Source organism: Mesorhizobium sp. NBSH29, assembly GCF_015500055.1.
In the GTDB taxonomy this organism is placed as follows: Bacteria; Pseudomonadota; Alphaproteobacteria; order Rhizobiales; family Rhizobiaceae; genus Neomesorhizobium.
The window spans coordinates 1,012,577-1,030,816 of sequence record NZ_CP045492.1; the positions used below are offsets into that span (position 1 = coordinate 1,012,577).

Here is an 18,240-nt window from a genome sequence, read left to right on the forward strand (position 1 = left end):
TTCAGACCTGCAGGATGGATGAAACAAGGAGCTGGGTGTAGGGCGCGCGGGGATCATCCAGCACGCGGTCGGTGAGGCCGGCCTCAACAACATGGCCATCTTTCATGACCATCATGCGCTGAGATAGAAGCCGCGCCACTGCCAGATCATGGGTGACGACAATCGCTGCCAGACCAAGATCTGTGACCAGCCCGCGCAAAAGATCAAGCAAGCGCGCCTGCACCGAAACATCCAGCCCGCCCGTTGGCTCGTCCATGAAAACCAGACGCGGATTGGTGACAAGATTGCGGGCAATCTGCAGCCTTTGGCGCATGCCGCCGGAAAAGGCACGCGGTTGATCATCAACACGGTCTTCGGCAATTTCCACCCTTCCCAGCCAGTCAATGGCGGTGGAGCGGATATTGCCATAGTGACGGTCGCCCACGGCCATCAACCGCTCACCGACATTAGCCCCGGCAGATACTGTCATGCGCAGGCCGTCTGCCGGGTTCTGGTGGACAAAGCCCCAATCGGTGCGCATGAGAAAGCGCCGCTCGGCCTCGCTCATGCGGTAAAGGTCGCGCCACTGGTCGTCACGCATCCGGTAGGAGGCGGTGCCGGAAGTTGGCATCAACCGCGTGGCAAGACAGTTTAAAAGCGTGGTTTTGCCGGAGCCGGATTCACCGACAACGGCCAGCACTTCGCCCGGATAAAGCTCGAACGAGACGTCCTCGCAGCCAATGCGCGAGCCATAATATTTGGACAGGCCGGTGACGCGCAGAAGGGGTTCATCGCTCATTTTGCTGCTCCTTCAACAGCCACGCCCAGCGTGCCGACATGGCCATCTTCACGGCGCTTTTCACAATGATCCGTATCCGAGCACACAAACATGTGGCCGCCATGATCGTCCAGGATCACCTCATCGAGATAGACCTGCTCTGCCCCGCATAGGGCGCAGGGCTGGTCGAAGGTCTGCACCTCGAAGGGATGATCTTCAAAGTCGAGGCTGACCACATTGGTGAAGGGCGGAATGGCATAAATGCGCTTTTCGCGCCCTGCGCCAAACAGCTGCAGCGCCGGCGACATATGCATCTTCGGATTGTCGAATTTGGGCGTCGGCGAAGGGTCCATGACATAGCGCCCCTCAACCTTGACCGGATAATCATACGTCGTGGCGATATGGCCGTGGCGGGCGATATCCTCGTAAAGCTTCACATGCATCAGGCCATATTCTTCCAGCGCGTGCATTTTGCGGGTTTCGGTTTCGCGTGGCTCCAGAAAGCGCAATGGCTCTGGAATGGGCACCTGATACACCAAAGTCTGGCCAGCCTTGAGCGGCAGTTCGGGAATGCGGTGGCGGGTCTGGATGATGGTGGCTTTTGCGGTTTCGGTGGTGACGGCAATCTGCGCCACCTTGACGAAGAAGGCCCGGATGGAGACGGCATTGGTGGTGTCGTCAGCCCCCTGGTCGATCACTTTCAACACATCATCTGGCCCCAGAATAGCGGCTGTCACCTGCACGCCGCCGGTGCCCCAGCCATAGGGCATAGGCATTTCGCGGCTGGCAAACGGCACCTGATAGCCGGGAATAGCAATGCCCTTGAGGATGGCGCGGCGGATCATCCGCTTGGTCTGCTCATCGAGATAGGCGAAATTATATTGCGCTATGTCCTGTGGCGCGTTCATTCCGCAGCCTCCTTGAGTTGGTCACCGCTGGCTGCGCGCTCATGCTCTGTGCGCATGCGGCGCACGAGATCCAGCTCGGCCTGGAAATCCACATAATGGGGCAGTTTGAGATGTTCGACGAAGCCGGTTGCCTGCACATTGTCAGAGTGCGAAATCACAAACTCCTCATCCTGTGCAGGCGCAGATATATCCTCGCCCATTTCGCGCGCGCGCAGCGAACGGTCGCAGAGTGACATGGACATGGCCTTGCGTTCGGACTGGCCAAACACCAGCCCATAGCCACGGGTGAATTGCGGCGGCGCCTTTGCTGAGCCGGCAAACTGATTCACCATCTGGCACTCCGTCACACGAATGCGGCCAAGCGGAACGGCAAAGGGAAGCTCCGGCACATCCAGCTCCAGCTCCACCTCGCCAATGCGAATTTCACCGACAAAGGGATGGGTGCGGCCAAAGCCCCGCTGGGTGGAATAACCAAGCGCCAGAAGAAAGCCTTCATCGCCGCGTGACAGCGCCTGAAGGCGCACATCGCGCTCCATCGGAAATTCCATCGGCGTGCGGGTAATATCGCCTGTGGCGTGGTCATCGGCCATCGCGCCATCTGGCTCGATCAGGCCTTCCTGTGCCAGAATTTGCGATACACGCGGCATTGGCTCAGTGGGCACATTGCGCTGCTCTGGCGTTTCAGGCTCAGTGCCCATTGCAAGCTCCGGGTCGAGCAGGCGGTGCGTGTAATCGAATGTCGGGCCCAGAAGCTGGCCACCCGGCAGATCCTTATAGGTGGCCGAAACGCGGCGCTCTATATGCATGGCGGCGGTGTCGATCGGGTTGGTATAGCCAAAACGCGGCAGCGTGGTGCGGTAGGCGCGCACCAGAAAGATTGCCTCGATCAGATCTCCACGCGCCTGAATGACGGCAAGCGCTGCCAGCTCACGATCATAGAGCGAGCCTTCCGCCATTGTGCGGTCCACGGCCAGGCCAAGCTGCTCGACAATCTGGTCGATGCGCAGGGCCGGCACCGAGCGGTCGCCGCGCCGCCGATCTGCCAAAAGCGCATGTGCATTGTGAATGGCGGCTTCACCGCCTTTAACTGCGACATACATGGATCAGCTCTCCATCGTCTTGATGCGGGTGGTGCGCGGCAGGCAGGCAATGCCTTCAGGGCCGGTTAGAATAATATCTACCCCGCGCGGAAAACGGCCCTTGTTCTGCTTCCATTGTTCAACGAAATGGCGCGGCATGGGGGTTGGTGCCGCCATTGCCATGCGTTCAATGCCAGGGCCTTCCAGCAATAATTCCGGGCCCGAAACGAGGCTTTCCAGCTGGAGGATCAGCGTGGTTGAACGGTCTGGATATTCCTGTGTGCCCTGGGCAAAATTTTCCAGCGCCATAAGGGTGGAAGGGCGCGACACAAGAGCAAAATGCGCATCTGCCGGCGTGGTGGCAATGGGCGCGCCGGTGTGGAAGCCGAGCCACGTTTTAACCGCGCTGTTGAGCGTCAATTCAGGATCAAGCCAAAGCGGCGTGTCATGATCGCACAATGTCAGCGCGACAGCACCGGCAAGTGCTGCCAATGGCGCGGGAGGGCTGGCGAGGCCGGCGACAGATTGCACGGTGCCGGGGCGCGCCATGCCATCCATGACGGCACGAAACACCAATTGCGCGTCGAATACGGGAGCGGCAAAACCGCCTTCAATTGCCTGTGCGTCGCTCATCAATCCTCTCCGCGAACCATGGTGAAAAAATCGACCCGCGTGGCTGCCGTCTCATGGCGCTTCTTGGTGTCGGCTGTAGACTGGGCGGCACGCAGCGGCGTGATGAGCTTTTCTTCCACCCGCAAACGATGCTCGGGGTTTTGCCACAGCGCATCTGCAATGGCTGAGAGGCGCGCCTTTTCGCGGTCGCGGCCCAACGCATAGGCATGGCCGATTGCACCATCTGCCAGACGTACAGTGGCGCGCGTGACGGTGGCCTCACCAAAGTTGAAGGGCGCACCGCCGCCGCCAATGCGGCCACGCACGGTGACCAGCCCCGTTTCGGGGCCGCGCAGAAAGATCACGTCCTGCGGCATGTCGAGTGTGGCGCATAATGCGCGCAGCGTTTCCACAGGTGCTGCTGCCAGCGTGGCCATGGCCGCCTTGCGCGCCGCCTCTGTTGCTTTTTCGTGGCCTCTGTCAGATTTCATCTCGGGCTCTTCATATTTGTCTATTGCTCTATACAAGTGCACAACCTATACTGTTTTCTAGCGCGCGTCCATGACGGTGCGATGACAGGGGGGCCACGAATGCCAAAACCAAATGAGGCAGTGGTGCGGCGCAGTGGCGTGGCGCTTTGGCGGCAGATCGCTGACAGGATACGGCAGGAGATTGGCACGGGAGCGCTGGGTGCGGATGGCCGGTTGCCGACCGAGACTGTGCTGTCGCTGCGCTTTGGCGTCAACCGTCACACGCTGCGCAGCGCGATTGCAGCGCTGGTGCAGGAAGGCGTTCTGCGCACGGAGCAAGGGCGCGGCACTTTCGTGGAGAACCGCAAGCGCCTTTCCTATCCGATCTCGGCACGCACGCGCTTTTCAACCGGCTTGCGCGACCAGACAAAGGACCGCGTGAGCCGGCTTCTCAGCCATGAGATCGAGCCCGCAGAACTGCATGTCGCTGAGGGGCTGGGGCTGAATGAGGGCGATGCCGTTCTGCGCTTGGAAACGCTGAGCGAGGCGGATGGCAGGCCGGTTTCGCGCGCGACCAATTTTGTAGATGCCAAGCGATTTGCCGGCTTTGAAAAAGCCTATAGCGAGACTGGCTCGATCACGCTCTCATTCCAGACATTTGGCGTGGATGATTATTTTCGCCGCTCCACGCTCGTCTCTGCCCGCCATGCAGATGCAGCCGACCTTGCCGACCTCAAACTTTCACCCGGCGCAATTGTGCTGGTGACTGTGGCGGTGAATGTCGATGCGCAAGGGCGGCTCATCCAATATGCGCAAACCCGCTTCGCCGCAGACCGTGTGGAGCTGAATGTTTCGACCGAAGCGTGACGGTCACGCCTTCATCAGCCATTCGTGCTCTTTGGCGTTGTTGAACTTCCAGGTCCGCTTGGGGCCAGCCATGACATTGAGATAGTAAAGGTCATAGCCATGGCAGGCGGCGCAGGGGTGGTAGCCTTTTGGCACCGTAACCACATCGCCATCTTCCACCGCCATCACTTCATCAAGCGAGCGATCATCGGTGTAGACGCGCTGGAAGGCAAAGCCCTGCGGCGGGTTGAGCCGGTGGTAGTAGGTTTCTTCCAGATATGATTCGACGGGCAGATTGTCTTCGTCATGCTTGTGCGGAGGATAGCTGGATGTATGCCCGCCGGGTGTGATGACTTCCACCACCAGAAGGGAATCCGCCGGCTCGCTCTCGGGGAGAATATTGGTGACATGGCGCACATTGGTGCCCTTGCCGCGGACTTCCTGTCCAAGCTCATCGGGCCCGATCACCCGCACCGGCAGCCCGCCGCCAAGTCCGGGAGCCGAACACACGGCGAGTTCCAGATCGGTTTCGGCGGTGACAGACCAATCGCCATTTTCCGGCACATAGACAGACCACGGCTTGCCGTCGAACGGCGACATGCGCTGGCCAAGTGTGCCAAGCGCGGCACCATTTGCCGAGACAAAAGCCTTGCCGGTTACCAGCACAAGGCAGACTTCACGATCCTGCGTGGCGGCCGACACGGTTTCGCCGGGCGCAAGGCGGTGGAGGTCAAACCCGACATAGGTCCAGTCGGCATTTTCGGGCGTCACATGGCTCACGCGGCCCGTGGTGCCGTTTGGTTTTCGTTGCAGCCTGCTTGCCATGTCATGTCTCCTCAGGTGGCTTTGCGCGCTCAGGCTTGTAGTCGATCAGGAAAAGCCATGCGCCATAGGCGGTCATGCCGCCGGCGATGGCTGCCCACATGCCCTGACCCATCGTCAGCTCGAACACCGTCCACCCGGCGCAAAAGACCACCAGCAGGATGCGCCGATAGAGAGGCCGGAGAAACTTGTGATCTTCATGCGCCATCAACGAGCCCTGCTTCCTTGAGAAACCGCTTCACATGGGCATGGCCCAAAGCGGCGTATTCAGCCGGCTCTGCTTTTTTGGGGTCCTGCTCGGCCTCGACCACGACCCAGCCGGAATAGCCGTTCAATTCGCGCAGCACGCGCACATAGTCAATCAACCCGTCGCCCGGCACCGTGTAGACGCCAGCCAGAACCGAATCCAGAAACGACCAGTCCTCTCGGTTTGACTGCCACATCACCGCCTCGCGAATATCCTTGCAATGCACATGGCTGATGCGGGCCTTGTAATGGCGGGCCATTCGCGCCGGGTCACCGCCGCCCCAGGTGGCGTGGCCGGTGTCGAGCAGCAGGTGCACCGCATCATCGGTAACAGCCATGAAACGGTCGATCTCCGCCTCGGTCTGCACCACGGTTCCCATATGGTGATGATACACCAGCTGCAGCCCGTATTCGGCTTTGATCATACCCGCAAACCTGGAATAGCGCGCGCCAAACTCGGCCCAGCCCTCCTTCGCCAGAACCGGACGCGCAGAAAGCGGTGTGCTGCGGTCTGAGTGAATGGCGTTGGAGGTTTCAGCCGCGATGAAGACCGTGCAGCCCATATCGCGCAACAAGATTGCATGGTCGCGGGCGGCAGAAAACTCCGCCTTCGCATCCTGTGTCAGGAGATTGGTTGAATACCACCCCCCCACCAGCGCATGGCCATACTCGTCAAGGATCGGCTTCAGCTCGGAAGCGTTGCGGGGAAACTTGTTGCCAAGCTCAAGCCCGGTAAAACCAGCCGCGCGCGCGTCTGCCAGACATTGCGCAAGGGGAATGTCACCGCCGATTTCGGTCATGTCGTCATTCGACCAGCCGATAGGATTAACGCCGATGCGGATCATTCTAGGGTCACTCCAATAGTCCGTGATGTGGCTCGGATCAGTTTCCGATTGCCTGTTTGTGTAAAGCGGTTTCATAGGCCTTGCGGGCGCTTTGCACCTGCGGCCGGTCGCTGACTTCGGGCACCGCAACATCCCACCAGTGGCCACCGGCCTCCGTCGACACCAGCGGATCGGTATCGATCACCACCACGCTGGTGCGGGCTGCGGTTGTGGCGCGCTTCAACGCCTGCTCCAGATCGCCAATCGATGAGACCTTTTCCGCCAGGGCACCCAGGCTAGCGGCATGCGCCACAAAGTCGATGTCCGGCATCACCGCGTGGCGCGAATCCTTCAGCAGATTGTTGAAGTTCTGGCTGCCCGTGGCCATCTGCAACCGGTTGATGCAGCCATAGCCGCGATTGTCGAGCAGCACGATGGTGAGCCTCAGCCCGAGCATGACCGATGTGGCGATCTCGGAATTGAGCATCAGATAGGAACCGTCGCCGACCATGACGACAACCTCCTTGTCGGGCCGCGCCATCTTGGCTCCCAGCCCGCCGGCGATCTCATAGCCCATGCAGGAAAAGCCGTATTCGCCATGATAGGAGCCTGGCGCGCCGGCCTGCCAAAGCTTGTGCAATTCGCCCGGCAGCCCGCCGGCTGCGTGCACAACAATAATCTCTGCTCCCAGAGCGCGCTGCACGCCGCCGATGACCTGCGCATCGGAGGGCAAAGCCGCATTGGTCGCCGCGGTAACAGTCGCTGCAAGGCGCTGCCATTCGGCTTTGCCGGCCTGTGCATTTTCGGTCCAGTCCTTGGGCGCAGTCCACGTTCCAAGCGCGTTGGAAAGTTCCAACAGTCCTTCCCGAGCATCGGCCACCAAGGGTAGCGCGCGGTGTTTGCCGGCATCAAAGACCTGCACATTGAGGCCGATGAGCCTTTTGTTCTCATGGGCAAACAGAGCCCAGGAACCGGTGGTAAAATCCTGCAACCGGGTGCCGACAGCCAAGATCACATCAGCCTCGGCAGCAAGCCGGTTTGCGGCAGTCGTGCCGGTCACGCCGACCGAGGCCATGTTAAGCGGATGGGTGTCAGCGAGCGCAGACTTGCCGCCTTGCGTCTCGCAGACAGGAATGCTGGTGGCTTGCACGAAGTCGGCCAGCGCGCGCGAAGCGCCCGAATAGAGCACGCCACCGCCTGCCACGATGAGCGGTTTTTTCGCCTCGCGCAGGGCGGCAACGGCATGCTCCAGCTCGTTCCGGTCTGGCCGCTGGCGGCGCTGCGCCCATATGCGCTCATCGAAAAAACTTTCCGGATAGTCATAGGCCTGCGCCTGCACATCCTGGCACAAGGCCAGCGTCACCGGTCCGCACTCGGCAGGATCAGTGAGAACCTGCATGGCGCGTGCCGCGGCCGGGATGATCTGTTCTGGCCGTGTGATACGATCGAAATAACGTGATACGGGGCGCAGGCAATCATTGGCCGTCAGCGTGCCATCACCAAAGGCTTCGACCTGCTGAAGCACAGGATCAGGAATGCGGCTGGCAAAGACATCGCCCGGCAGCAGAAGCAGCGGCAGGCGGTTCACATGGGCAAGGGCGGCGGCGGTGACAAGGTTGGTCGCGCCCGGCCCGATCGACGTGGTCGCCGCCATCGCGCGGCGGCGAAAATGCGCCTTGGCATAGGCAATCGCCGCATGAGCCATGGCCTGTTCGTTATGCGCGCGGAAGGTCGGCAATTCCTCGCGCAGATGATACAGCGCCTCGCCCATTGCCGCGACATTGCCGTGGCCGAAAATCGCCCAGACCCCGCCGAAGAAGGGCACTTTCTGCCCGTCGATTTCAACCATCTGGCGCGCCATGAAGCGGGTCAGTGCTTGTGCCATTGTCAGGCGGATCGTCTTTGCCATTACTGTTCTCCCGCCTGTTGCGACTGATGGATTATGCAGCGTCGTAGCTACGCGCAGCAAGCCAAGCCTGCGTTAACCGGGTAAATCGGCTCGCCATGTCGTCAATGGCCTGTTCATCCGACATCGCGCCGGAAAACCATTGTGCTGCTGCATCGCCAAAGATCGTGCGCCCCACGGCAAAGCCTTTGACGACAGGCACATTACGCGTGGCCGCAAAGGCTGCCTCCAGTTCGTCCTGCGGCGCCTCCAGCCCGAGCAGCACGACCCCCCTGCACCAGGGGTCATTGTGGTCGATCACCTTGCCGATGGCATGCCAGGCCGCTGTCTGCGGCTGTGGCTCAAGCTTCCACCAGTCAGGCTTGATGCCCAGTTCATAAAGCTCGGCCAGGGCACGGGCGACCGTGTCTTTTTCCAGCGGCCCGTTCTTTCCGGCAATGATCTCGATCAGAAGCTCGCGTCCCACCTTGCGGGATGCCTCAAACAGCGTTTTCAGCTTCTCCTGCTGCTGCGCCTTCAACGCGGCAGGATCGTCGGGATGGTAAAAGGTCAGGCATTTTATGCAGTGGCTTGCCGGCCATTCGACAAGCTGGCTGCCAATGTCCTGGCTGAACTCAAATTGCAGCGGCCGCGAGCCCGGAAGCTCAACCGGCCGGCCCAGCCACGAAAACGGATGGCGCGCAAACTCAAACAGCGCCGCGCGGCCATGCTTTTCGTCGATCAACATGCCATATCCGGCACGGCCATTTGCGACCCTCGCTGCCGCCTTGACCGCCAGGATCTTGAACGCACCGATGCGCTTTTCATCCGCTCCGGCTTTGGCGGCCAGGTCCTCAAGCTGCGAGCGATGGTCTATTGCCAGCGCCATCAGAGAGGGAATTTCCTTGCCACGGTTGGTTGCCCAATGAATGTGGTTGAGGTCGGCATCTTTACGCAATGCACGGTGCGCACTGCCGTTTTTCAGAAAATACTGCAGCTCCTGCCAGGACGGATATTCGGGCGCGCATAACAGGCGCGACACGGCGAAGGCGCCACAGGCATTGGCCCAGCCTGCCGCCGTGGCAAGCGGTTCGCCGCCGAGCCAGCCGCGCAAAAAGCCGGACATGAAGGCGTCGCCCGCGCCCAGCACGTTGAAGATCTCGATCGGAAATCCCTGTCCGACAATCCCGTCTTCCAGATCATCGCTGATGGCGCCGTCATAGACGATACAGCCCATGGCACCGCGCTTGAGAACTATGGTGGCCTCGGAGACGGCACGGATCGCTTTCAGCGCCGACAGGCAATCGGACGCGCCGGACGCGATCATGATTTCCTCTTCGGTGCCGACGATCAGATCGCAGTCCGGCAACACGCTTTTCAGGCGTGCGGAAACGCGGTCCGATTTTACGTAGCGGCCAAAGCCCTCGGCGTGGCCGGCCAGCCCCCAAAGGTTTGGCCGGAAGTCGATGTCGAACACAACCTTGCCGCCATGGGCGCGGGCAATGGCAATCGCCTTGCGCTGCGCGGCATCGCTGGCATCGCGTGAAAAATGCGTTCCAGTGACAACGATGGAGCGGGCCGAAGCGATAAAGTCTTCGTCGATGTCTTCGGGCGCCAGGGCCATGTCGGCGCAGTCGGCGCGGTAAAAGATCATCGGCGAGACGCCTTCGGCCTCCACCGCGAGCAGAACCAATGCCGTGAGGCGCTCCTTGTCGGTGACGATCCCGCGAGTATCGACGCCCTCGCGGGCAAGCTGCTCGCGGATGAAGCGCCCCATCTGCTCGTCGCCCACGCGGGTGAGCAGGGCAGACTTCAACCCGAGGCGGGCCGTGCCGACTGCAATATTGGCCGGGCAGCCGCCCACGGATTTGGCGAAGGAGGTAATATCCTCCAGCCGCGAGCCAATCTGCTGACCGTAAAGGTCTACCGAGGCACGGCCGATGGTAATAACGTCGAGTGCCTCGGCATGGGCGCGCGGCATGGCCGGTTCCTTCCAAATAGGGCCAGCATCGGGTCACTTTTTTCGATGGACGGATGCTGGCAACCGGATTATGAAACTGGAGATATGAAACAGAAATTCTGTTTGATAGTCAATTCGGAATGTTTATTCCGTTTCTAGTTTTTACATGCGGGAGGTTGATATGCTGCGTTTTGGTATTCTTGGTGCGGGCAGAATCGGCAAGGTCCATGCCCGGTCGTTGCGGGATTCGGGCCGCGCCAGCGTCACCTGCGTTTCCGATGCGTTGCCAGATGCGGCCGCCCAGCTGGCAGCTGAGGTCGGCGCCAGAACCGCCTCGGTAGAAGAAGTGATCGCCGCCAAAGATGTCGACGCGATCCTGATCGCGACACCCACCGACACCCATGCAGACCTGATCGAACAGGCCGCGCGCGCCGGCAAAATGATACTTTGCGAAAAGCCGGTGAGCCTCTCTGTCGAGCGCATCGAGCAATGCCTGAAAGTGGTGGAGCAGGCGGGCGTGCCGCTGATGATCGGCTTTCACCGCCGCTATGACCCGCATTATTCGGTTCTGGAAAGGCGGCTCCGTGAAGGCGAGATTGGCGAGGTCGAGATTGTCACCATCACCTGCCGCGATCCTTCCCCGCCCCCGGTCTCCTATATTGAGCGTTCAGGCGGGCTCTACCGCGATATGATGATCCATGATTTTGACATGGCGCGCTTCCTGTTGGGCGAAGACCCGGTCACAGTTCATGCCCTTGGTGCCGCACTTGTGGACGAGGCCATCGGCAAGGCTGGAGATATCGACACGGCAGCGGTTCATATGCAGACGGCTTCCGGCAAGATGTGCGTCATCACCAATTCGCGCCGCGCCACCTATGGCCACGACCAGCGCATCGAGGTGCATGGCTCGAAGGGCATGTTGCGGGCCGGAAACCAGCATCTCACCACGCTGGAACGCGCCGATGGCAGCGGCTTTACCAGCGACCTCATCCCGTTCTCGTTCATCGAGCGCTATGAGGCGGCCTATCGCATCGAGATCAATGCATTCCTCACCGCGATGGAAAAAGGCGAGGCACCAACCGCCTCTGGCCATGATGGGCTGATGGCGCAGAAACTGGCCGAAGCGGCAGCGGAATCGCTGAAAACAGGCCAGGCTGTGCGGATCAGCTAGAGCCGTTTTCCGTCAGGAATGGGCCAAAGCAAAGGCATCGGGCGCGCCGCTATGGTTCTTCGCGGCGGCTCGCAACCGAGACCGTCAGGGTCATGGCAAGCGCCATGGTGGCCGACATCGAACGAAACCCCTCGAAATTCGCCTCGGCGATTTCAAGCAGCACATCTGCCGGCGAGGCAATCGGCGAAAAGACGGAATCGGTGATCGACACGATGGAAGCCCCGCGCGCCCGCGCCGCATTGGTCAGCGTCACCGTCTCGCTGGCATAGGGCGTGAACGAGGTGCACAAAACGGCGTCCCGGCTGGTGATGAACCCGGTCTGCTCGGCGCCAAGCCCGGCCAGCCCGTCCACCAGAATGTTGCGAATGCCAAGCTTCCCCATCGCGTAGCTCATATAGGACGTGATCGGGAACGACCGCCTGAGCCCGATGAGATAGATCGTATCGGCGGCAGCCAGCACCTCCACGGCTCGGTCCACCGCCTCGTGGTCGACCTTGGTGCGTAAATCCGCCACCGAGCGTTCCGTCGCTTTCAAAAAGCCATCCAGAACCAGCCCGGATTTGCTGGTGGCAAGGCCATGCGCGCGCATCTGCGCCAGCCGCTCGTCATAGTTCAGCACCCGCTCGCGCAACCGCGAGCGAAACACGTCCTGCAATTCCGAGAATCCCTGATAGCCGAGCGCCCGCGAAAAGCGCACCAGTGCCGACGGCTGCACGTCTGCCTGGCCCGCAATGCTTGCAACGGTTCCAAACGCAACCTCATCCGGGTTTTCCAGAGCGTAAGCCGCGATCTGGGTCAGCCGCTTGGGCAAATCGTCTGCGCGCTGCGCAATCAGTGCCCGCAGCGCCTGGTAGTCTTTGGGAGGGACCTCGTCATTCATGAATTCTGTCCGTGCCCCCGCTGATTTTTGGCTTGACGAAGAAAACCAGAAATGGAATAAAAATTCCACAATAAAAAGTGAAATGCACTATTTGTTCCAAATTTGGAACGAGGAACTGGCCAGGGAGGAAACCAAGCCATGTCCGAAGTGTCCGGCAAACCGCCGGTGCCGCTGCTTGAAGCGCGCAACGTCAAGAAATATTTCGGTGCCATAACGGCACTGGATGGCGTGAGCTTTCATCTCAACGCCGGCGAGGCGCTGGGCGTTGTGGGCGACAATGGCGCCGGCAAATCGACATTGATGAAAATCCTGTCTGGGCTCTATAAGCCATCGGAGGGGCAGCTGCTGTTCGAGGGCAAGCCCGTCAAGTTCGACTCTCCCCGCGATGCCCGCTCGGCCGGCATCGAGATGGTGTATCAGGACTTCGCCCTCGCCGGAAACATGCCCATTTACGAAAACATCTATCTGGGTCGCGAGCCCGGCCGGAAATTTGCCGGCTTTACGCTGATCGACCGCGATCTGTCGCGGCAGATGGCGACAGATCACCTCGACAAGCTGAAAATTCATGTGAAGAGCATCGACCAGCTCGTCGAAAACCTGTCGGGCGGGCAGCGTCAGGCCGTTGCCATCGCGCGCGCCACCGCTTTTGACGCACGGGTTGTCATCATGGATGAGCCGACCGCCGCCCTTGCCATCAAGGAAGTGGGCAAGGTGCTCGACCTGATCCGCACCCTCAAGGAACACGGCGTGGCCGTCATCATCATCTCGCACCGCATGGACGATATTTTCTATGCCTGCGACCGCGTGATGGCGCTTTACCAGGGCACCAATTTTGCCGAGTCGCAGCTGGGCGATACCAACCGCAACGAGGTGATCGGCTGGATCATGGGCACCAAAGGCCACACCGACACGCTCGCGCATGACAAGGTGCATTGAACGATGATCGCCAATCACAGACTGGCACGCTTTCTCGAGGATTACGGCATCGTGCTGATCGTCGTGGTGATGATGCTGGTGCTTTACGCCTCGCGTCCCGATGTCTTCCTGTCGCTGGCCAATCTCACCAACATCATCAAGCAGAACGCCTCCCTGGCGCTTTTGGCGCTCGGTATGTTCGTGGTGATCGTCACCGCCGGCATCGATCTTTCCGTGGGCTCGGTCATGGCGCTCGCCATGATGTGTCTGGCGGTGGCCGCAAAGGCTGGCGTTCCCTGGCCCATCGTCATCTTGATCGGCCCGCTGGTTGGCATTGCAGCCGGGCTCGTCAACGGCTTTGGCCTGACGATCCTGCGCCTGCCGCATCCCTTCATCATGACGCTCGGCACGTTGAATATTGCACGCGGTCTCTCCAGCCTGATCACCAACGGCGCGCCCGTTTCAGGGCTTGGCCCGCAGACGCGCTATCTCGGCCAGGCCAATTATGATTTCGGCGTCTTTCCGCCCCCGACCGGGCTGCCGGCCAGCCTGTTCGTGGTCGCAGTCAGCGCCGTTGGTCTATGGTTCTTTCTCAACCGCACATCGCTTGGCCGCCACATCTTCGCCATTGGCGGCAATCCGCATGCGGCGCGTGTTTCGGGCATCAATGTCGACCGCGTGCTGGTCTACGTCTACGCGATCTCCGGCTTTTTTGCCGGGCTCGCCGGCCTGCTCCTGGCCGGCCGCACCGATTCAGGCTTTCCGCTCGCCGGGCAAAATGCCGAGCTCGACGCGATTGCGGCGGTGATCATCGGCGGCGCGTCCTTTTTCGGCGGCCGGGGCACCATTTTGGGCGTGCTCGCCGGCGTTCTGATCATGGGCCTGATGCGCAACGGGCTGAACCTCAACAACATCAGCCCGTTCTGGCAGCAGATCCTGATCGGTATGGTCATCATCCTCGCCGTCTATATTGACGTCGTCCGACGCAGGGCGTCGGTGAGGAGTTAAAGTTCGTATAATTGGCTTCGGCGCCGTCTCCGCGCCTTAGCCAATCCTTTCACCGGAGACGTTGATAGTTCCACGGGAGGAACCCATGAAGAAACTGCTTTTGGTCAGCACCGCACTCGCCATGATGACAGGCTCGGCGCTGGCAGACAAATTTTTGGTCGACATGAAGGGCCCCGGCGCCGGCAACCCATTCTGGGCAGCGGTGGAAGCCGGTGCCATGGACATGGGCAAAGAAATCGGCGCCGAAGTGGTGGTGATGTCGCCGCCACAGGAATCCGATGTTGCGGCCCAGATTGCCCAGATCGAAGACATGATCGCCCAGGGTCTCGATGGTATCGCGCTCGCGCCAACCGATCCGAACGCACTGGCCCCGGTTGTTGAAGCTGCGAAAGCTGCCAACATTCCGGTCGTTTTCATTGACACCAAGGGCGTCAACGAGGGCTTCACCTTCATCGGCACAGACAATGCCTCCGGTGCGAAACTTGCAGCCGACTATATCTGCGGCAAGATCGAAAAGGGCTCGGAAGTGGCGATCCTTCAGGGCATTATCACCCAGTCCACCGGCCAGGCCCGTGCCGAAGGCTCCAAGGCCGGGCTCGAAGCCTGCGGCCTGAAAGTCGTTTCCGAGCAGACCGGCGAATGGGACCGTGCCAAGGGCCAGGCGGCGATGGAAAATATCATCACCGGCAACCCCAACATCAAGGCGGTCTTCGCGTCCAACGACAACATGGCTCTGGGCGCAGTGGAAGCCCTGAAATCGGCGGGCAAGCTTGCCGACGTCATGGTTGTTGGCTTCGATGCCAATCCTGATGCAGCCGCCTCCGTTCTTGCCGGCGAAATGACAGCTACGATTGCCCAGGCTCCCAAGAATATTGGCGGCTTTGGCGTCAAGGCACTGGCTGAACTGAAGGCCGGCAAGACCATCGATCCGGTCATCGACACCGGCACCGTGCTGGTCGATAAGTCAAACGCTGCAGAATACAAATAGGGCTTGATCCCTGTTTTGTCGGCCGGACCCGCACGACGGGTCCGGCCGTTTCTCTGACTTCTCCTACCTGCGCAGGGCCCTGATGAAGAAAATTGGCGTTGGTCTCATCGGCAGCGGCTTCATGGGCAAGGCTCACGCCATCGCCTGGAGCGGGGTGCGCGCTGTTTATGGCGATGTTCCCGAAATCCGGCTCGCCTGCCTTGCCGATGCAAGTGACGATCTGGCTCGCCGCAAAGCCTCGGAATTCGGGTTTGCGACCGCCACGGCCGATTGGCAGGCGCTGCTCGCCGACCCGGAAATTGATGTCGTGTCGATCACCACCCCCAACAAGTTCCACGCGCAAATGGCCGTTGCAGCGCTTGACGCCGGCAAACATGTCTGGTGCGAAAAGCCGATGGCCCCGGTGCTTGAGGATGCACAGGCGATGCTGAATGCACAGAGGCGCTCGGGCAAGGTCGCCATTCTGGGCTACAATTACATTCAGAACCCCGCCATCCGTCATATCAGGACGTTGCTCGACGAGGGTGCGATAGGCCCGGTCAACCATATCCGCATCGAGATGGATGAGGATTTCATGGCCGATGCCGGCGCACCGTTTCAGGCCCGCCATGAGGCAGTCAACGGCTATGGCGCGATCGATGATTTCGGCGTCCACCCGCTGTCGCTGATCCGCACCCTGTTTGGCGGTGTGGCAGAGGTGATGTGCGACATGGCAAAGCCCTATCCGACCCGCAAAGGCAAAGACGGCGAACGCGCGGTCGAGGTTTTCGACGTCGCAACGATCCTCCTCAGGCTGGAAAACGGTGCTTCCGGTTTGATGGCCCTCAGCCGCACCGCCTGGGGCCGCAAGGGGCGCATCGCCGTGCAGATTTTCGGCGAAAAGGGCTCCATCCTCTACGATCAGGAACGGCTGAACGAGTTCCAGCTCTATCTAGCAACGGAACGCCCCACCGAGCAGGGCTTTCGCACGGTTCTCACCGCACCGCATCACGCCCCCTATGACCGCTTCGTGCCGGCGCCCGGCCACGGCCTTGGCTTCAATGATCTCAAGGTCATTGAATGCCGCCAGCTGATCGGCCTGATGCGCGGCGAGCCGGGCATTGTCATCGATTTCGAAGACGGAATGAAAATCGAGCGCACAGTCGCCGCCATGGCCCGCTCCTTCACGGAGCGGCGCTGGGTTAAGGTCGACGCGTGAGGTTTTCCAGCGTCCAACGCCTGGCATCTGTAAATCTGGCTTGAGCGTTGCGGCTGCCTACGGCTACGGTAGGCCGACAGGGCAACAGGGGCAGCGCATGAAAACGATCTTCTCTCCACTCCACAATGGCCATTCCGGCCAGCTCGAAATTATTGCCGGCGAAATCGTGCCCGGGTTCGAAAAAGCTTCGCGCGCCGAGATCATCCGCGCCCGGGTGGAGAGTGAAAAACTAGGACCGATCCTTCCGCCTGACGAGCACGATCTGTCCACCGCAGGCCGCATTCACCGGAGTGACTATCTGGCCTTCCTGCCGACGGTCTGGACGCAATGGCAGGCGGCGGGACGAAGCGGCTCCGCACTGCCTTTCACCTGGCCCACACGCGGCCTGCGCGGCGATGTGCCGCCCAAGGCCATCGAAGCCCTGCTCGGCTATTATTCGTTTGACGGCGGCGCGCCCTTTGTTGCCGGAACGTGGGATGCCATCAAGTCGTCGCACGACGTCGCCCTGACCGCAGCCGCCCTGGTCCTCAATGGCGAACACTCAGCATTCGCGCTCTGCCGCCCGCCCGGCCACCATGCCGGCGCAGGGTTCATGGGCGGTTATTGCTACATCAACAACGCCGCCGTCACCGCCGAATGGTTTCGCCAGAATGGTGCGACGCGTGTCACTATCCTTGATATCGATTACCACCACGGCAACGGCACTCAGGAGATCTTCTACGAGCGCGCTGATGTGCAGGTGATCAACCTGCATGGCGATCCGATGAACGAATATCCCTTCTTCCTCGGCCATGCCGACGAGAAAGGCTCCGGCTCCGGCACCGGCTTCAACCACAATTTACCGATGCCCGCCGGCACCGCATGGGAACCGTGGAGTGCCGCTCTGGACGACGCCTGCAAACGGCTCGCCGAGTTTGCTCCCGACATTGTCGTGGTCTCCCTCGGCGTCGATACATTCGAAAAAGACCCGATCAGCCAGTTCAAGCTGAAGTCTGTCGACTATCCGAAAATAGGACGAAAAATCGCAGAGCTTGGTCTGCCAACGCTGTTCGTCATGGAAGGCGGCTACGCGGTCGAAGAGATCGGCGTCAACGCCGTCGGTGTGCTGACCGGCTTCGAGGGCGAGTGAGACCTGCCGTCAGGCGGGCGGCAGATCGGGGGCGTCGGCGGGCTGCGGATTGGCCTCAAGGTCGCTGATCAAGCTCTCCATCTCGCCGATCTCGCGCACCTGCGCCTCGATGATGCCGTCTGCCATCTTGCGGACGCGCGGGTCGCTGATATGGGCGCGGCGACTTGTCATGATGGCGATCGAGTGGTGCGGGATCATCGCTTTAAGATAGGAAACGTCATCGACGGTTTCCTGGCTCCGGATCAGCCAGAGCGAGCCCACGAAGACAAGGATGGCGGTCACAAAGATGGCCATGTTTGCCGCGCTGTTCCGATACATACCGAGCATAAAGGCCAGCATGATGATTGCCATCACGGCACCCATCAGGAGTGCCATCCACGCCCGCGTTTGGCTGAACCAGATGTGGTCGATCGCGTAGGTGTTCAAATACATGAGCGCAAACATCACCAGTGTTGAGGTCGCGATCATGATAGTGAAGCGGGCGTAGGACATGGTTGGGCTCCAGCTTGGTGAACTGGGCCAACGCAGGGAAACCGCGATTG

General features: G+C 60.6%; 19 protein-coding genes. 7 read left to right on the plus strand and 12 right to left on the minus strand.

Going from position 1 to position 18,240, the window contains the following annotated elements; translation table 11 throughout:
• Position 1: 1 nt before the first annotated feature.
• The 5 genes from phnK to phnG are packed head-to-tail and all read right to left on the minus strand — an operon-like array spanning position 2 to position 3,847.
• Positions 2 to 778: a phosphonate C-P lyase system protein PhnK gene (gene phnK / locus GA830_RS04950; protein WP_195163987.1), complete on the minus strand. Its 777-nt coding sequence runs from the start codon at positions 776 to 778 to the stop codon at positions 2 to 4.
• Complete coding sequence (locus tag GA830_RS04955) at positions 775 to 1,665, minus strand: alpha-D-ribose 1-methylphosphonate 5-phosphate C-P-lyase PhnJ (RefSeq protein ID WP_195163988.1); 891 nt, start codon at positions 1,663 to 1,665, stop codon at positions 775 to 777. The genes phnK and GA830_RS04955 overlap by 4 nt, the downstream gene beginning before the upstream one ends.
• The gene (locus tag GA830_RS04960; RefSeq protein WP_195163989.1) at positions 1,662 to 2,765 is read right to left on the minus strand and encodes a carbon-phosphorus lyase complex subunit PhnI; all 1,104 of its coding nucleotides are present in this window, start codon (positions 2,763 to 2,765) and stop codon (positions 1,662 to 1,664) included. Before GA830_RS04960 ends, GA830_RS04955 begins: the two co-directional genes overlap by 4 nt.
• A 3-nt stretch (positions 2,766 to 2,768) precedes the next feature.
• Entirely contained in the window at positions 2,769 to 3,377 is a 609-nt protein-coding gene (phnH, locus tag GA830_RS04965; RefSeq protein WP_195163990.1) for a phosphonate C-P lyase system protein PhnH, read from the minus strand.
• Complete coding sequence (gene phnG / locus GA830_RS04970; RefSeq protein ID WP_195163991.1) at positions 3,377 to 3,847, minus strand: phosphonate C-P lyase system protein PhnG; 471 nt, start codon at positions 3,845 to 3,847, stop codon at positions 3,377 to 3,379. Before phnG ends, phnH begins: the two co-directional genes overlap by 1 nt.
• 99 nt (positions 3,848 to 3,946) lie before the next feature.
• On the opposite strand from phnG, the gene phnF reads away from it, so the two are divergent.
• On the plus strand, positions 3,947 to 4,693 hold the full coding sequence (phnF, locus tag GA830_RS04975; RefSeq protein WP_195163992.1) for a phosphonate metabolism transcriptional regulator PhnF: 747 nt from the start codon (positions 3,947 to 3,949) through the stop codon (positions 4,691 to 4,693).
• 3 nt (positions 4,694 to 4,696) lie between these two features.
• Here phnF and iolB read toward each other — a convergent pair whose 3' ends face one another.
• The 5 genes from iolB to GA830_RS05000 are packed head-to-tail and all read right to left on the minus strand — an operon-like array spanning position 4,697 to position 10,430.
• The gene (iolB, locus tag GA830_RS04980; RefSeq protein ID WP_195163993.1) at positions 4,697 to 5,497 is read right to left on the minus strand and encodes a 5-deoxy-glucuronate isomerase; all 801 of its coding nucleotides are present in this window, start codon (positions 5,495 to 5,497) and stop codon (positions 4,697 to 4,699) included.
• 1 nt (position 5,498) lies between these two features.
• Entirely contained in the window at positions 5,499 to 5,702 is a 204-nt protein-coding gene (locus tag GA830_RS04985) for a DUF3329 domain-containing protein (RefSeq protein WP_195163994.1), read from the minus strand.
• Entirely contained in the window at positions 5,692 to 6,585 is an 894-nt protein-coding gene (iolE, locus tag GA830_RS04990) for a myo-inosose-2 dehydratase (RefSeq protein ID WP_195163995.1), read from the minus strand. Before iolE ends, GA830_RS04985 begins: the two co-directional genes overlap by 11 nt.
• A gap of 37 nt (positions 6,586 to 6,622) precedes the next feature.
• Positions 6,623 to 8,473 carry a 3D-(3,5/4)-trihydroxycyclohexane-1,2-dione acylhydrolase (decyclizing) gene (gene iolD / locus GA830_RS04995; RefSeq protein WP_195163996.1) on the minus strand — a complete coding sequence of 617 codons (1,851 nt, stop codon included), beginning with the start codon at positions 8,471 to 8,473 and terminating at the stop codon, positions 6,623 to 6,625.
• A 31-nt stretch (positions 8,474 to 8,504) separates the two neighbouring features.
• Positions 8,505 to 10,430 carry a bifunctional 5-dehydro-2-deoxygluconokinase/5-dehydro-2-deoxyphosphogluconate aldolase gene (locus GA830_RS05000; RefSeq protein ID WP_195163997.1) on the minus strand — a complete coding sequence of 642 codons (1,926 nt, stop codon included), beginning with the start codon at positions 10,428 to 10,430 and terminating at the stop codon, positions 8,505 to 8,507.
• Between the two features lie 160 nt (positions 10,431 to 10,590).
• Here GA830_RS05000 and iolG point away from each other — a divergent pair, with 160 nt between their 5' ends.
• The gene (gene iolG, locus GA830_RS05005; RefSeq protein ID WP_195163998.1) at positions 10,591 to 11,580 is read left to right on the plus strand and encodes an inositol 2-dehydrogenase; all 990 of its coding nucleotides are present in this window, start codon (positions 10,591 to 10,593) and stop codon (positions 11,578 to 11,580) included.
• A 49-nt stretch (positions 11,581 to 11,629) separates the two neighbouring features.
• Here the strand turns inward: iolG and GA830_RS05010 are convergent, their stop codons facing one another.
• Positions 11,630 to 12,460: a MurR/RpiR family transcriptional regulator gene (locus GA830_RS05010; RefSeq protein WP_195163999.1), complete on the minus strand. Its 831-nt coding sequence runs from the start codon at positions 12,458 to 12,460 to the stop codon at positions 11,630 to 11,632.
• A 138-nt stretch (positions 12,461 to 12,598) separates the two neighbouring features.
• On the opposite strand from GA830_RS05010, the gene GA830_RS05015 reads away from it, so the two are divergent.
• The 5 genes from GA830_RS05015 (at position 12,599) to GA830_RS05035 (ending at position 17,698) form a co-directional block, all read left to right on the plus strand.
• On the plus strand, positions 12,599 to 13,396 hold the full coding sequence (locus GA830_RS05015; protein ID WP_195164000.1) for an ATP-binding cassette domain-containing protein: 798 nt from the start codon (positions 12,599 to 12,601) through the stop codon (positions 13,394 to 13,396).
• A 3-nt stretch (positions 13,397 to 13,399) separates the two neighbouring features.
• Positions 13,400 to 14,383, plus strand: coding sequence for an ABC transporter permease (locus GA830_RS05020; RefSeq protein WP_195164001.1), 984 nt, complete (start codon positions 13,400 to 13,402; stop codon positions 14,381 to 14,383).
• Between the two features lie 85 nt (positions 14,384 to 14,468).
• The gene (locus GA830_RS05025) at positions 14,469 to 15,371 is read left to right on the plus strand and encodes a sugar ABC transporter substrate-binding protein (RefSeq protein ID WP_195164002.1); all 903 of its coding nucleotides are present in this window, start codon (positions 14,469 to 14,471) and stop codon (positions 15,369 to 15,371) included.
• 82 nt (positions 15,372 to 15,453) lie between these two features.
• The gene (locus tag GA830_RS05030) at positions 15,454 to 16,569 is read left to right on the plus strand and encodes a Gfo/Idh/MocA family protein (RefSeq protein WP_195164003.1); all 1,116 of its coding nucleotides are present in this window, start codon (positions 15,454 to 15,456) and stop codon (positions 16,567 to 16,569) included.
• Between the two features lie 97 nt (positions 16,570 to 16,666).
• A complete protein-coding gene (locus GA830_RS05035) occupies positions 16,667 to 17,698 on the plus strand; it encodes a histone deacetylase family protein (protein ID WP_195164004.1) in 1,032 nt (343 codons plus the stop codon).
• Positions 17,699 to 17,707: 9 nt separating this feature from the next.
• Here the strand turns inward: GA830_RS05035 and GA830_RS05040 are convergent, their stop codons facing one another.
• Complete coding sequence (locus GA830_RS05040) at positions 17,708 to 18,190, minus strand: DUF305 domain-containing protein (protein ID WP_195164005.1); 483 nt, start codon at positions 18,188 to 18,190, stop codon at positions 17,708 to 17,710.
• Between the last annotated feature and the right edge of the window lie 50 nt (positions 18,191 to 18,240).